Annotated in this window: 10 protein-coding genes; 7 read left to right on the top strand and 3 right to left on the bottom strand. The window is 69.9% G+C overall.

Annotation, left to right across the window (positions count from 1 at the left end; translation table 11 throughout):
• Positions 1 to 12: 12 nt before the first annotated feature.
• The 3 genes from SACXIDRAFT_RS15305 to SACXIDRAFT_RS15315 all read left to right on the top strand — a co-directional run bounded on the left by SACXIDRAFT_RS15305 (position 13) and on the right by SACXIDRAFT_RS15315 (position 6,894).
• Positions 13 to 1,476: an NAD-dependent succinate-semialdehyde dehydrogenase gene (locus SACXIDRAFT_RS15305; RefSeq protein WP_006239494.1), complete on the top strand. Its 1,464-nt coding sequence runs from the start codon at positions 13 to 15 to the stop codon at positions 1,474 to 1,476.
• Entirely contained in the window at positions 1,473 to 2,540 is a 1,068-nt protein-coding gene (locus SACXIDRAFT_RS15310) for a tartrate dehydrogenase (protein ID WP_040922209.1), read from the top strand. The genes SACXIDRAFT_RS15305 and SACXIDRAFT_RS15310 overlap by 4 nt, the downstream gene beginning before the upstream one ends.
• A 70-nt stretch (positions 2,541 to 2,610) precedes the next feature.
• A complete protein-coding gene (locus SACXIDRAFT_RS15315) occupies positions 2,611 to 6,894 on the top strand; it encodes a cation-translocating P-type ATPase (protein WP_006239496.1) in 4,284 nt (1,427 codons plus the stop codon).
• A 37-nt stretch (positions 6,895 to 6,931) separates the two neighbouring features.
• Here the strand turns inward: SACXIDRAFT_RS15315 and SACXIDRAFT_RS15320 are convergent, their stop codons facing one another.
• From SACXIDRAFT_RS15320 to SACXIDRAFT_RS15330, 3 genes are read right to left on the bottom strand one after another with little or no spacing between them, the layout of a single operon-like run.
• Positions 6,932 to 7,627 carry a GntR family transcriptional regulator gene (locus SACXIDRAFT_RS15320; RefSeq protein ID WP_006239497.1) on the bottom strand — a complete coding sequence of 232 codons (696 nt, stop codon included), beginning with the start codon at positions 7,625 to 7,627 and terminating at the stop codon, positions 6,932 to 6,934.
• Positions 7,628 to 7,630: 3 nt separating this feature from the next.
• Entirely contained in the window at positions 7,631 to 8,371 is a 741-nt protein-coding gene (locus SACXIDRAFT_RS15325) for a maleate cis-trans isomerase family protein (protein ID WP_006239498.1), read from the bottom strand.
• Between the two features lie 44 nt (positions 8,372 to 8,415).
• Positions 8,416 to 9,165 carry a maleate cis-trans isomerase family protein gene (locus SACXIDRAFT_RS15330; RefSeq protein WP_006239499.1) on the bottom strand — a complete coding sequence of 250 codons (750 nt, stop codon included), beginning with the start codon at positions 9,163 to 9,165 and terminating at the stop codon, positions 8,416 to 8,418.
• A gap of 154 nt (positions 9,166 to 9,319) precedes the next feature.
• Between SACXIDRAFT_RS15330 and SACXIDRAFT_RS15335 the strand changes: the two genes are divergently transcribed.
• From SACXIDRAFT_RS15335 to SACXIDRAFT_RS15350, 4 genes are all read left to right on the top strand, one after another.
• Positions 9,320 to 10,237 carry a D-2-hydroxyacid dehydrogenase gene (locus SACXIDRAFT_RS15335; RefSeq protein ID WP_050986943.1) on the top strand — a complete coding sequence of 306 codons (918 nt, stop codon included), beginning with the start codon at positions 9,320 to 9,322 and terminating at the stop codon, positions 10,235 to 10,237.
• Between the two features lie 50 nt (positions 10,238 to 10,287).
• Positions 10,288 to 11,703 (top strand): amidase, encoded by a 1,416-nt coding sequence (locus tag SACXIDRAFT_RS15340; protein ID WP_006239501.1) that lies wholly within the window; start codon positions 10,288 to 10,290, stop codon positions 11,701 to 11,703.
• Positions 11,704 to 11,918: 215 nt separating this feature from the next.
• A complete protein-coding gene (locus SACXIDRAFT_RS15345) occupies positions 11,919 to 13,622 on the top strand; it encodes a thiamine pyrophosphate-binding protein (protein WP_006239502.1) in 1,704 nt (567 codons plus the stop codon).
• Positions 13,606 to 14,082 (top strand): CoA-binding protein, encoded by a 477-nt coding sequence (locus tag SACXIDRAFT_RS15350; RefSeq protein WP_006239503.1) that lies wholly within the window; start codon positions 13,606 to 13,608, stop codon positions 14,080 to 14,082. Before SACXIDRAFT_RS15345 ends, SACXIDRAFT_RS15350 begins: the two co-directional genes overlap by 17 nt.
• Positions 14,083 to 14,107 lie beyond the last annotated feature (25 nt).

A 14,107-nucleotide genomic window follows, 5' to 3' on the forward strand; every position in this document is an offset into this window, starting at 1 on the left:
CAGGGAGTTTTCATGAGCGCGGTCACCGAGTCGAGCGTGGTGGAAGCCGTCACCAAGGAGCTGTTCATCGGCGGCAAGTGGACGCCGTCCACCAGCGGCGCGACGTTCCCCGTGCACGACCCGGCCACGGGAGCGGTGCTCTGCGAGGTCGCCGACGCCTCGGCCGAGGACGGGATGGCGGCACTCGACGCCGCCGCCTCCGCGCAGGCCGACTGGGCGGCGCACCCGCCGAGGGAGCGCGGGGAGATCCTCCGCAGGGCCTACGACGCGCTTCTGGCAAGGCAGGAGGAGCTGGCCCTGCTGATGACGCTGGAGATGGGCAAGCCGCTCGCCGAGTCCCGAGGCGAGGTGGCCTATGCCGCCGAGTTCTTCCGCTGGTTCGCCGAGGAGGCCGTGCGCATCGATGGCGGGTACGCCGTGGCACCGAACGGCACCGGCCGGTTCCTCGTCACCAAGCAGCCCGTTGGTCCTTCCCTGCTCATCACGCCGTGGAACTTCCCGATGGCGATGGGCACGCGCAAGATCGGCCCCGCCGTGGCGGCGGGCTGCACCATGGTCGTCAAGCCCGCGGAGCAGACACCGCTGTCGATGCTGGCCCTCGCACAGGTTCTCGCCGAAGCCGGATTGCCTGACGGTGTTCTCAACGTCGTCACCACAACCGACCCCGGCGGTGTGATGGAGCCGCTCATCCGCGACGGCAGGGCGCGCAAGCTGTCGTTCACCGGTTCGACGGCCGTGGGGCGTGTGCTGCTGCGACAGTGCGCCGACAAGGTGCTGCGCACGTCGATGGAGCTCGGCGGCAACGCGCCGTTCCTGGTGTTCGACGACGCCGACCTCGACGCGGCGGTGGACGGCGCCATGCAGGCCAAGATGCGCAACATCGGGGAGGCGTGCACGGCGGCGAACCGCTTCTACGTGCAGCGCGGTGTCGCCGACGAGTTCGCGCGCAGGCTCACCGAGCGCATGTCCGCGTTGCCCATCGGCCGCGGTACGGAGGAGGGCGTCGTCGTCGGCCCACTGATCGACTCCGACGCCGTGGCGAAGGTCGGTGAACTCGTGGAGGACGCGGCCCGGCGTGGCGCGCAGGTGCTGACCGGCGGCGCGACTCTGGACGGGCCAGGCAACTTCTACCAGCCCACCGTGCTCACCAACGTGCCGTCCGGTGCCCGGATGTCGGTCGAGGAGATCTTCGGTCCGGTCGCGCCGATCTCGGTCTTCGACACGGAGGACGAGGCACTCGCCGCGGCCAACGACACCGAGTACGGGCTCGTCGGCTACGTCTACACCAACGACGTCAAGCGCGCGCTGCGGGTCAGCGAGCGGCTCGAAACGGGAATGGTGGGCCTGAACCAGGGCATCGTGTCCAACCCGGCCGCACCGTTCGGCGGCGTGAAACAGTCCGGCCTCGGCAGGGAGGGCGGCACCGTTGGCATCGACGAGTTCCTCGAGACCAAGTACATCGCGGTGAGCCTGTGAGCGCGCCGGTGAGGACCTACGAGATCGCCACGATCCCCGGTGACGGCATCGGCGTCGATGTCACCGTGGAGGCGCGCAAGGTGCTCGACGCCGCCGCGGCCCAGCACGGTTTCGCGTTGCGGTGGACCGAGTTCGACTACAGCTGCGAGCGCTACAGCGCCACGGGCGCGATGATGCCGGAGGACGGCGTCGCGAAGCTGGCAGGCTTCGACTCCATCCTGCTCGGAGCCGTTGGATTTCCCGGCGTGCCGGACCACGTCTCGCTGTGGGGGCTGCTGATTCCGCTGCGGCGCGCGTTCTCGCAGTACGTCAACCTCCGGCCGGTGCGCCTGCTGCCCGGCACCACGTCGGTGCTGGCGAACCGCACGGCGGACGAACTGGAGATGGTGATCGTCCGCGAGAACTCGGAGGGCGAGTACTCGACCCTCGGCGGCAGGCACAACGCCGGCCAGCCCGGCGAGTTCGTGCTCCAGGAGTCGGTGTTCACGCGCGTCGGGGTCGAGCGCATCATCCGGTACTCGTTCGAGCTGGCCCGAACCCGCTCGAAGCGCGTCTGCTCGGCCACCAAGTCGAACGGCATCATCCACACGATGCCGTTCTGGGACGAGATCTTCGAACTCGTCGCGGCCGAGTATGCCGACGTGGCGGCCGAGCAGTGCCACATCGACGCGCTCGCCGCCAGGATGGTGCAACATCCAGACCGGCTCGACGTGATCGTGGCGTCGAACCTGTTCGGCGACATCCTGAGCGACCTCGCCGCGGCCGTGACCGGAGGGCTCGGCATGGCGCCGTCCGGCAACATCAATCCGGAACGCACCCACCCCTCGATGTTCGAGGCCGTGCACGGGAGCGCGCCGGACATCGCGGGTAAGGGGATCGCCAACCCCGTTGCGCAGATCCTCGCCGCCACGATGATGCTCGACCACCTCGGTGAGGTGGAGGCGGCACGGTCGGTGAACGCGGCCGTGGAGAAGGTGCTCGAGGAGGGCAGAGTGGCGACTCCCGACCTCGGGGGCAAGGCCACCACGGAGCAGCTCGGCACGGCGATCGCCGAGGCGCTCTGACCTCCTCCTGCGGCCTCGTGGGACGGCGGGCGGGTGCGTAGAACGCGATGTGGTTGGGCATTCCGGCTGCATGCGTGTGCTCGGCCTTCCGCTGCCCGACCCGTTGTCCCTCGTGGGTACCGCCGTCGGTACCGCTCAGGGGGTGGCATCGCTGGTCACCACACCTCGACGGTATGTGAGGACCAGCCCCGGCCGTCTGTTCGTCGAGGTCCACGGCGTGCAGGGATCGGGAAGGGGCAAGGTGGCCCGACGGGTCGAGGAGACCGTCGAGTCGCACCCTCGGGTGCTGTGGGCGCGGGTGAACGGGCCGACGTCGCGGCTCGTCGTGACGGTCGCCGACCCGCCGCCGGACCCGAAGGAGATCGTCGCCCTCGTCAGGCAGGCGGAATCCATGCCGGTGTCGATCGAGGACGAGGTCGCCGAGGAGGAGTCGCACCATCCCGCGGAAGGAGTGAAGGGCACCCAGGTCGTCCCGACGCTGGCCGTTGACGCGCTCGGGCTGTTCATCTCCGCGATCACCCGGATCGGCCGGTGGGCCCCGCTTCCGCCGGAGGTGGCGGGTGTGCTCACGGCCATCGACCACCACCCCGCGCTGAAGGAACGGATCAACAGGCGCGCACACGGCCCCACCCGCGCGGGATCGCGCATGGCGATGGCGGGGGCGCTCGCGCAGGGGCTCGCCGCAGGTAACGAGGGAATCCTGCTCGACGTCGTCTCGCGTGCGGGGGAGTGGCAGGAGGCCCACGCGGTCGAACGGGCCTGGTCCGCCGTCGAGGAGCGGGTCGTGACCAGCCCGGAATCGGTCGCGGCGAAGACAAGGCCCACCGAGCGGCCTGCTCCCGCACCCGCCAGTGAGGCGGATCGGTATGCGCACAGGGCACTTGCCACGGGGGCACTGGCCGGTCTCTCGTCGGCGCCCTTCATGGGGCCGCGCAGGGCGCTGGCGCTCGGCCTCGCGACCCTGCCCAAGCCGGTCGAGGTGGGCAGGTCGGCGTTCGGGAGCGCACTCGGCACCACGATCGCGCGGCGCGGAGCCATCGTCATGGAACGCTCCGTGCTGCGCAGGATGGACGCCATCGACGCCGTCGTGCTCGACACGCCGGGCCTTCGCACCGGCGCTCTCTCGCTGTCCGCGCTCGTTCCGGTCAAGGGCGCCGACAAGAAGGCCATCGCGGAGGTGGCGTGGCGGCTCTTCTCCTCAGCAGACCCGGACGGTGTCGCCGAGGACGGTGAGTGGTGGCTCGGGCCGACGGAAGGCCGTGACCTCGAAGGGCCGCACGGCGGCAAGGAGAGCGCCAAGGCGCTTCGCCAGGGCGCCAGCCGGGTCGTCGGCCTCGGGCGGGGGAGAAGGCTTCAGGCGGTGGCCGGGCTCAACCCGGAGTCCCTGCCCGACACGGACCTGCTCACCGTGGCCGCGCGGCGCAGCGGCCTTCCCGTGTACGAGACCGAGGACCCCCGGGGCACCGTGCACGAGTTGCAGGAACGCGGACACCGGGTGCTGTGCGTGTCCGACTCCCGAAGGGCGCTCAGCGTGGCCGACTGTGGTGTCGGTGTGTTCGCCGACGGCGAGCGACCTCCGTGGGGCGCCCACGTCCTGGTGGGAACCGACCTGCTGACAGCGGCCGTTCTGATCGAGGCCGTCGGTGCGATGAGGACGGTGACCACTCACAGCATCCGCATCGCGCAGGCGGCCTCGGCGGTGGGGATGATCTCGGTGCTGCGCGGTGGCGTCTCGAATCCGACGACCAGGGCTTTGCGCCCGGTCAACGCCGGAGCCGCGATCGCGTTGTTCAACGCACGCAGGCACGCCATGCGGCTGCGCGAGCCGAGTTGCGCGGCCGGTCTGAGTACCGCGACCGTGCCGTGGCACACGATGCCCGCGACGGTGGTGCGTGAGCGGCTCGGTTCCGGTGAGCGTGGCCTGACCGACGAGGAAGTCGAACGGAGGGCTGCCGCACGCAGCACCCGGCGGGTGGGCGGCACCACGCTGGGCAGCGCGTTCATCGCCGAACTGGCGAACCCGCTCACCCCGGTGATGGCGGGCGGTGCGGCAGTGGCCGCCGCCGTCGGTTCCCCTGTTGACGCCGCTCTTGTGGTGGCCGTCGTCGGGCTTTCGGCGCTGATCGGCAGCGTCCAGCAGGTCAGGGCCGAGCGGGAACTGGCGGAGTTGCTGAGCCGTTCCGCCGTGAGTGCCAGGGTCGTGAGGAGTGGGACGGAGCGGGTGGTCACCGCCGACGATCTCGTGCCGGGCGATCTCGTGATGGTGGACGCGGGTGACGTGGTGCCAGCCGATTGCAGGCTGGTCGAGTCCACGGGGCTGGAGTTGGACGAGTCGTCCCTCACCGGCGAGTCGCTGCCCGTTGCCAAGGACGCGGCTCCCGTGGTGGCCTCGGAGGTCGCCGATCGGTCGTCCATGGTGTACGAGGGCACGACTGTCGCGACAGGACAGGGCAGGGCCGTGGTCGTCGCGGTCGGCAACGACACGGAGGCCGGGCGCAGCATGACGATCGCGCGGGAGGGCGCGCCGACCACGGGTGTGGAGGCGCGGCTGACCGAGTTGACCGAGAAGAGTCTTCCGCTGGCCGCGGGGTCGGCGGCGGCGGTCGCGGGAGCCGGTCTGCTGCGTGGCATCCCGCTGCGCGAGAGCCTGAGCGCGGCGGTCAACCTGGCCATCGCCTCCGTTCCGGAGGGACTGCCGTTCATGGTCAACGCGGCACAGCTCGCCGCGGCGCGCAGGCTGGCCGAACACCGCGCCCTCGTGCGGAATCCTCGCAGTATCGAGGCACTGGGCCGGGTCGATGTCCTCTGCTTCGACAAGACGGGAACCCTGACCGAGGGCAGGCTCACCGTCAGCGAGGTGGACGACGGGCGGTTGAGGTCCACAATGGATGTTCCTCGGGACTTGAGGCCCGTGCTGGCCTCGGCGTTGCGGGCGACCCCGCACGCCGAAGAACCCGGCACCCTTCCGCACGCGACCGACAGGGCCGTCGCCGAAGCCGGTGCGCGGCTCGGACTGACCACCGCCACCGGCGCGCCGGGCTGGGAAGAGGTCTCGACCGCGCCGTTCGAGTCGTCCCGAGGTCTCCACGCGACCATCGGCCGCACCGGCGACGGACTGCTGCTCAGTGTCAAGGGCGCACCGGAGGAGGTGCTCTCCCGCTGCGACCTCGGAGGAAAGGCCCGCAAGCGCCTCGCGAGCAGGTTGCGGGCCCTCGCCGCGACGGGACACCGGGTGCTCGCCGTCGCCGAACGCCCGCTGAAGGACGTGATCGACCTGCGTGATCCCGATTCGGTGCGGGGTCTGGAGTTCCGGGGCTTCCTCGGGATCGCCGACCCGGTGCGCGACAGCGCGGCGCCTGCGGCGGCACGACTGCGCAGTGCGGGTGTGCAGATCGTGATGCTCACGGGCGATCACCCCGCGACGGGGGAGGCCATCGCCGCAGAGATCAGCGGGCACGACGATCTCACGGTGGTCACCGGCGCCGACCTCGACGAGCTGGACGAGGACGGGCTGCGCGAACTGCTGCCGAACGTCGATGTGATCGCGCGCTGCACGCCGGCTCACAAGGTCCGCATCGTGGAGGCGTACCGAGCGCTGGGCAAGACGGTCGCGATGACCGGTGACGGAGCCAACGACGCACCCGCCATCCGGCTGGCCGACGTCGGGATCGCCCTCGGTGAGCGGGGCACACCGGCGGCGAGGGCCGCGGCCGACCTCGTCGTGACCGACGACCGGCTCGAAACGATCATCGCGGCGCTGGTGGAGGGCCGCGCGATGTGGGCTTCGGTGCGTTCGGCGCTCGGCGTGCTCCTCGGCGGCAACCTCGGCGAGATCGCGTTCACGGTCCTCGGCGCCACCGTGTCGGGCCGCTCCCCGCTGGGCGCCCGTCAGTTGTTGCTGGTCAACATGCTGACCGATCTGGTGCCGTCGATGGCGATCGCGCTGCGCCGTCCGGATGGGGCGAGTGCGGAGACCTCGCTGGTGGAGGGTCCGGAGAGTTCGCTGGGCACACCGCTCTACCGTGAGATCGGGGTGCGTGCGGCAACGACGGCGGCCGGTGCCACCACCGCGTGGGCACTGGCCCGGATCACCGGGCGGAGGCAACGGGCGGGCACCGTGGCCCTCGCCGCACTCGTGGCGACGCAACTTGGTCAGACGCTCGTGACGGGGCGTCGCAACCCTTCGGTGGTCGCGAGCGGGGTGGGTTCGGCGGCCGTGCTGGCGGCGGTGATCCAGACGCCGGGGCTGAGCCAGTTCTTCGGCTGCACACCGCTGGGCCCCCTCGGCTGGGGCATCGCGTTGAGCAGCGCGACCGCGGCGACGGCGGCGGGCGCGTTCGCCGGAATGCGATAGGACCGGGCCCAGGTGCGCGGCGGCTGACGCGACCTCGTCAGTCCGACTGCTTCGTCACGAGACTCTTGTCGGGGGCAAGCCGCCGCACGGCGTCCTCCATGTGGGCTTCCAGAAGCGCGAGCAGCAATTCCTCGTCGCCGTCGCGCAGGGCCTCGATGATCCGATTGTGTTCGGCGATCCGCTCGTCAACGCCCTGGTAGCTGCGGCGGTAGGAGTTGTGCAGCGCCGAGAGGCACATCCTCGTCTCGATGAGCAGCGTGCTGGCCATGCGCACGAGGCGCCTGCTGCCCGACGCCTCGATGAGCGCCTCGTGAAAGGCGAGATCGGCCTCACTGAGCGCGTTGGGGTCGTCCTGCTCGTCGGCTTCCGCCATCGCGGTGACGGCGTCGGCCAGCACGTCGGCGACGCGCTCCCGCTGTGGCCCTCGCACGACGCGCTGGGCCGCCGCTCGTTCGATGGCGGATCGTGCCCAGTAGATGTCGTGCACGTCGTCGGGTTCGAGGTCGATCACGAAGAGGCCGCGGTGCGGTTCGCTGCGCAGCAGACCTTCGGAGACGAGCCGTTGCATGGCCTCCCGCAGCGGGCCCCGCGAGACCTCGAACCGGGACGCGAGCTCCGTCTCGCCGAGCTGGGTTCCCGGTGGCAGGGACCCGGTCATGATCGCGTCGCGGAGTTGGCGGGCGATGATCGACGCTGTCGACTCCCTGTTGACGGGTTCGATGTCGGCCAGCATGGGTTACGTGCCTTTCCTTCGGAACAGCGTGCCCAGGCCGGGCACGCCGGGGGTGACACCGGCGAGCCGTAGACCTTCCCACACGGTCACCTGGTTGGCCGTCAGCACCGGCTTGCCGAGGCGCTGTTCGAGGATGTCGATCAGCGCGAGCGTGCGCATGGCTGTGTCAGGCACGAGCAGGGCGTCGGCCTCTCGCCGGTCGCGGCTGACGATCAGCTCAACCACGTCGTCGGGGGAGAGCCTGCCGACCTCGGCTGCCGTGACGATGTCGGCGCTCGACATGCCGACGACTTCCACGCCACCGCGCCCGAGGAAATCGACGAAAAGGTCCGCGACGTCGTCAGGGTAGCTGGCCGCGACCGCGACGGTGCGCACACCGAGAGCTTCGGCCGCCCTGACGAACGCGAAGGAGGTGCTGGAGGCCGGAAGGCCGCCTGCGGCGCGCGAGAGGTGTTCGACCTGGTCGTGCGCGCCGTCCCAGCCGTATACGAAACTGCCGCTGGTGCACGCCCAGACGACCGCTGCGGGGCTGTGGCCCGCGAGTTGCGCGGCCCCTTCGGAGAGCCGGGCAGGGCTTCCGAGGTCGAGCAGTTCGGGAACCGCGTGGAGATCGGTTCCGTAAATGTGCTCGACCGGCAGCCGCGCCGCGCCGCCGAGCAGTTTCTCGGCGTACGGGTAGTCGTGCTCCGCCGCGTGGTCGGGGTAGATGAAACCGACCGAGACGGCTGTGTCCTGCTGCGGCAAGGGGCACCTCCTGCGCTGATTGTTGACAATCTTACTCAGATGAATCAGGTAACTTCGCGTAGCCAGCGACCCGGCCCCACGATCGGCAGCTTCATTCGCCGCAGGCAGGCCCACATCGTGAGCTGGTTCGCCGTGAGCACCGGCTTGCCGAGGGCTTCCTCCAGCGGATCGATGACGTCGTAGGTGGGCAGATTCGTGCAGCTGATGAAAATCGCCTCGGCTTCGGAGTGGTCGGCGGCGAGGATGCGCTCGGCGATGGTGCGGTAGCTGACCTTCCAGATGCCGCCGCCGAGGCCGAGGTGGTCACTGGACACGGTGTCCACGTCCAGCTCGCCGAGAAAGTCGTGCAGCCGTGCGGTGAGGTCGGCGTCGTAGGGTGTGAGCACGGAGATCCGGCGCAGGTCGAGCTGCCGCAGGACCTCGGCGAGCGCACCGGATGTGGTGACCGCCTCCGGCGCGCCGGCGTCACAGATGACCTTGCGGAGCGACTGTTCGGCTCCGACCCCGTTGACGAAACTGCCCGACGTGCACAGGTAGGCGACCACCTCGGGTTCGACGTGAAGTACGTCGCGCGTTGCCGCGGCGAGGTGTGCCGAGTTGCTGACCAGGTGGGCCATCTCCATGCTGACCGGAACGGGCTCGTACGGGGTGCGGGCGAGGTGGAGTGAGACCTCCATCGGCACCCAGCGCCACAGCTCCCGTTCGAGGGCGAGGTCGAACGGGGCGATCACGCCGATGCCGCGCTGGGCGAGCGGACCGTCGAACGAGGGGATGTCGAGTGCTGCGAAATCCAAGGATCGACCTCCGACGGCTTTTATGCATGAAGGGGCCTCCGGGGGGACTCCTCGGATTGTTGACAATCATACGACTGCCTCATACCGTGTCAACGTGAGTGGCACGGATCGTCCGGTTCTCGCCGTTCTGTGCGGCGAGCAGCGTCCCCCGGACATGGAGCCCATCGAAAGCGTGGCATCGGTTCGTTACGCGGACGCCGGAGAATTACCCTCGGCGCTCCGGGGCGCGGACGCGCTGTTCGTCTACGACTTCCTCTCGAAAGCGGTGCCTGGCGCGTGGCATGCCGCGGATCGGCTGCGCTGGCTGCACATCGCCAGCGCGGGTGTGGACCCGGTGATGTTCCCCGAACTCCGCGACAGCGATGTCGTGCTCACCAACTCCAGGGGCGTCTTCGACGCCGCGATCGCCGAGTACGTTCTCGGGCTGGTGATCGCGTTCGCCAAGGACTTCGCCGGTTCGCTGCGTCTTCAGCAGCAGCGCACCTGGCGGCATCGTGAGACGGAGCGGGTCGCGGGGACGTCGGCCCTCGTCGTGGGCACAGGCCCCATCGGGAGGGCCATCGCACGACTGCTGAGAGCGGTCGGCATGCGGGTGGCCGGTGCGGGGCGCAGTGCCAGGCAGGCCGATCCCGACTTCGGAGACGTCGTCGCGTCGGACGACCTCGCCCGGCACCTTCCCGGCTTCGACGTCGTCGTCGCCGTCGCGCCGCTGACCGAACACACCAGAGGCATGTTCGACGCGGGCGCCTTCGCGGCGATGCGCGAAGGCGCCCGCTTCGTCAACGTCGGTCGTGGCGAACTGGTCGTCACAGCCGACCTCGTTTCGGCCCTGCGCGAAGGGCGCCTCTCCGGCGCGGCGCTCGATGTGTTCGAGCAGGAGCCACTCCCTCCTGAAAGTCCGTTGTGGACGATGGAGAACGTTCTGGTCTCCGCGCACATGTCCGGCGACGTGGTCGGCTGGCGCAACGCGCTCGTCGAACTCTTCGCCGACAACTTCGCCCGCTGGTGTGATGGCAGGCCCCTACGCAATGTCGTCGATAAACACCTCGGCTATGTACCCTCGTCACGCTGACACGCGAGCGGCCTTTCGCGCCGGAGGGGTCACCGAGGATGAGGAGAACAATGCCCAGCATCCCCAGCACCTCCATGCTGACCGCGAGCGAACTCGTCGCCGCGTACTCGTCAGGTGAACTGTCGCCCGTCGATGCGACACGGGCCGCGCTCGACGTGATCGCCGAGGTCGATTCCGACTACCGGGCTTTCACTCTCGTGGACCCCGAGGTGGCGCTCGACGCGGCCAGAGGTTCCGAGGAGCGGTGGCGCGAGGGCAATCCCATCGGATGGCTCGACGGCGTCCCCGCGTCGGTCAAAGACATGTTCCTCACCCAGGGCTGGCCGACGCTGCGCGGGTCGCTGTGCATCGATCGCGACCAGGCGTGGGAGGTGGACAGCCCGGTGACCGCGCGGATGCGCGAACACGGTCTCGTGCTGCTGGGCAAGACCACGACGCCCGAGCTGGCCTGGAAGGCCGTGACCGACAGCCCGCTCGACGGCATCACCCGCAATCCGTGGAACCCCGCGCTGACCCCGGGAGGGTCGAGCGGCGGGAGCGCGGTGGCGGTGTCCACCGGCATGGGCGAGTTGTCGGTCGGTACGGACGGCGGTGGATCGGTGCGGATTCCCGCCTCGTTCTGCGGTGTCGTCGGGTTCAAACCCACCGGAGGCCGCATCCCGCTCTATCCGGCGAGCCCGTTCGGCGCGCTGTCGCACGCGGGGCCGATCGCTCGCTCGGTTGACGACGTCGCACTGCTGCTCGACGTGCTCGCCACACCGGACCACCGCGATCCCTCGGCGCTTCCCCCGCCGCCCGCCACCTACCGTGAGGCCGTCCGTCGTGACGTGCGTGGCCTGCGCGCGGCGTACTCGGCCGATCTCGGCTACGTCGATGTCGATCCGGAGATCGCGCGCATCGTCGTGTCGCTCGTGGCGAAGCTCGGAGAGGCCGGGTTGACGGTCGAGGACGCCGATCCCGGTTTCGGCGATCCGCTGGACGCGTTCGGGGTGCTGTGGTCAACGGGAGCGGCGAAGTGGCTCGACTCGTTCCCTCCCGGTTCAGCGGACGACGTCGATCCCGGCCTGCGAGAGGTGTGGGAGCGGGGCCGTACCTACTCGGCGAGCGACTACCTCGAAGCCAACGCCGAGCGGGCTGCGCTCGGAATCCACATGGGCGAGTTCCACACGCGCTACGACGTGCTGCTGACTCCGACCGTGCCGATCGCACCGTTCGAGGTGGGGCACGACGTGCCTCCCGGCAGCGGCCTCGGAAGCTGGCCGGAGTGGACGCGCTTCACCTACCCGTTCAACATGACGCAGCAGCCCGCGATCACCGTGCCTGCCGGATTCACCTCGAAGGGCCTTCCCGTCGGCCTGCAGATCGTGGGGCCCCGTCACTCCGACGACCTCGTGCTTGCCGTGGCCAAGCTCGCCGAGGAGATCAACCCGTGGCCGACCGACAGGCCGGCGAGCCCCCGGCTCTGACCACCGTGTCCGCAGCCTGTGTACAGATGTTTGCAGCCTGTGCACTCGTGTCCGCATTTCCTGCACGGGTGTTGGCAGTTCCGGTACGGCGGTGTCGTCCTGTGAGCCGGACAGGCGGACCACAGGTGCGGCCTCACGTACGTGAGGTGCGGACACGCGTGCGGGAAGTCTTGCCTGCCGTCGGCTGAGAAAGATCGTATTCTCGCCGCGTGTCGATGACCGGTGCGCGCAGCCTTGTGAAGACCCTGGCCGAACTCGGGGTTGAGGTCGTGTTCGGGCTGCCGGGATCGCACGGTCTGCCGATCTGGGATGCGCTGGCGGACGCCAGCGCCGGCACCGCCGCTGGTATCCGGCTCATCGGTGTGCGGCACGAACAAGCCGCGGCCCACGCAGCCGACGGCTACGCCAGGGTGGCAGGCTCGCTCGGTGTCGCCCTCGTGACGACGGGGCCCGGCGCGGTGAATGCCTTGCGCGCGGTCGGGGAGGCGATGGCGTCGGCGTCTCCCGTACTGGTGCTCGCCACCGAGGTACGTGCGCCACAGCGGCCGCAGGGGGCGGCGCGTGGTTCCCACCGCGACGTCGGTGAGCAGGAGTCGTTGTTCGCGCCGTTGACGAAGGCGACGTTCACGGTGGGCCACCCGGACGAGATCGCGTCCGTGGTTCGGGAAGCCGCGAGGATCGCGACGCGCCCGCAGAGCGGTCCCGTGTACGTCGGGGTCCCTGCCGGTTTCCTCGGGGACCCGGTGGAGGTGCGGGAGGACACCGGTCGTCCGGTCGAGCCGGAGTTGCCGCTACCGGCGAGCGAGGACGTCGAGCGAGCGCGGGAGGCCCTCCTCGCGGCAAGGTCCCCGCTGATCTGGGCCGGTGGCGGCGCGCTGCGGTCGGGGGCGGGTGACGCCGTCGGCGTGCTCGCCGAACGACTCGCCGCGCCGATCATCACCACGTTCACCGCTCGCGGCATCGTGCCGCCCGATCATCCGTGTCTGGCGTCCAACCCGGTACACGCACCCGAGGTCGGTGCGCTCTGGGACGAGGCTGACGTCGTGCTCGCGATCGGCACCGACTTCGACGGCGCGATGACGCAGAACTGGCGTATGCCGCAGCCACCGCATCTCATCGCGGTCAACGTGGACGCCGAGGACGCGGCGAAGTACTACCCCCCGGATTCGCTGTTGCTCGGCGATGCACGGCAGGTGGTGGAAGCGTTGTCGCTGGGCATTCCGTCGAAACCGGGTCTCGACGAGCTGACGCGCAGGCTCGACGACATCGAGGTCAGGGTGCGCAGGCGGGTGCGCAAGGAGGAGCCGCACGCCGCCGAGTTTCTCTCGGCGCTGAAGGAGACACTCCCCGAAGGGTCCGTGCTGGTTACGGACATGTGTGTCGCCGGGTACTGGATCGGCGGCTTCCACCGGGTGTCGGGGCCGAGGCAGCTCGCGCTGCCGATGGGCTGGGGCACGGTGGGATTCGGTTTCCCCGCGTCGCTGGGTGTGGCGGCCACGGGTGCGGTCCGCGCGGTGTGTGTGACGGGTGACGGCGGGTTCCTGCCCGCGTGCGCGGAGTTGGCGACAGCGATCCAGGACGCACTGCCCGTCACCGTGGTGATCGTCGATGACGGCGGTTACGGCATGCTGGGCTACGGCCAGGACGCGGGGTTCGGATATGCCGGAGTCGATCTTGCGACACCGGATTTCGTGGGACTCGCCAAGTCGTTCGGCGTCCACGCCGATCGCGTTGACGGGTTCGGCAGGGCGTTCCGGCGGCTGCTGAGGGAGTTCACGCGCACGGAGGAACCGAACGTGCTCGTGGTCGGCGCGGAGCTGCGCCCTCCGTTGAACACGTCGGCCCGCTGGTATCGGCGGGAGGAGCGCACGATCGGGACGAAGTACCGGAAAGGACGGCACCATGACGACCACAGCTGAGCGGATTCTGCGGGAGTTCGACACCATCGCGGTGGTCGGGCTCAGCCGTGATCCCGCGAAGGAAGCGCATTCGGTGCCTGCCGGGATGCGCGCCGCGGGTTTCCGGATCATCCCGGTGAACCCGGTCGCGGAACCGGGCAGCACGCTGCTCGGCGAGACCGTGTTCCGGAGCCTGGGCGAGGCAGCCGAGGCGGGAAGGCCCATCGACGTCGTCAACGTCTTCCGGCCCTCGCCGGAGGCCGCCTCGGTGACCAGGGAGGCTGTGGCCGCGGGGGCGCGGGCCGTGTGGTTGCAGGAAGGCATCTTCTCGGCTGAGGCGCGTGCGCTGGCTGAGGACGCCGGGCTGCTGTACGTCGAGGACGAGTGCATCGGCGTGGTTCGTGCGGGCCTCGGCATCGTCAAGGACGCCGTGGACGGCGTGAAGGGTGGCGCCGTGGACGGCGCGAAGGGTACTGCATGACCTCGTCGCGGCGTAGCATTGCGAT

Origin of the sequence: Saccharomonospora xinjiangensis XJ-54 (assembly GCF_000258175.1) — a bacterium.
Taxonomy (GTDB): domain Bacteria; phylum Actinomycetota; class Actinomycetes; order Mycobacteriales; family Pseudonocardiaceae; genus Saccharomonospora; species Saccharomonospora xinjiangensis.

Bases quoted from the DNA above. Each gene is read 5' to 3' on its own strand.
- SACXIDRAFT_RS15305 (WP_006239494.1), top strand. From the start codon at position 13: ATGAGCGCGGTCACCGAGTCGAGCGTGGTGGAAGCCGTCACCAAGGAG.
- SACXIDRAFT_RS15315 (WP_006239496.1), top strand. From the start codon at position 2,611: ATGCGTGTGCTCGGCCTTCCGCTGCCCGACCCGTTGTCCCTCGTGGGT.
- SACXIDRAFT_RS15320 (WP_006239497.1), bottom strand. From the start codon at position 7,627: ATGCTGGCCGACATCGAACCCGTCAACAGGGAGTCGACAGCGTCGATC.
- SACXIDRAFT_RS15335 (WP_050986943.1), top strand. From the start codon at position 9,320: ATGGAGCCCATCGAAAGCGTGGCATCGGTTCGTTACGCGGACGCCGGA.
- SACXIDRAFT_RS15340 (WP_006239501.1), top strand. From the start codon at position 10,288: ATGCCCAGCATCCCCAGCACCTCCATGCTGACCGCGAGCGAACTCGTC.
- SACXIDRAFT_RS15345 (WP_006239502.1), top strand. From the start codon at position 11,919: ATGACCGGTGCGCGCAGCCTTGTGAAGACCCTGGCCGAACTCGGGGTT.
- SACXIDRAFT_RS15350 (WP_006239503.1), top strand. From the start codon at position 13,606: ATGACGACCACAGCTGAGCGGATTCTGCGGGAGTTCGACACCATCGCG.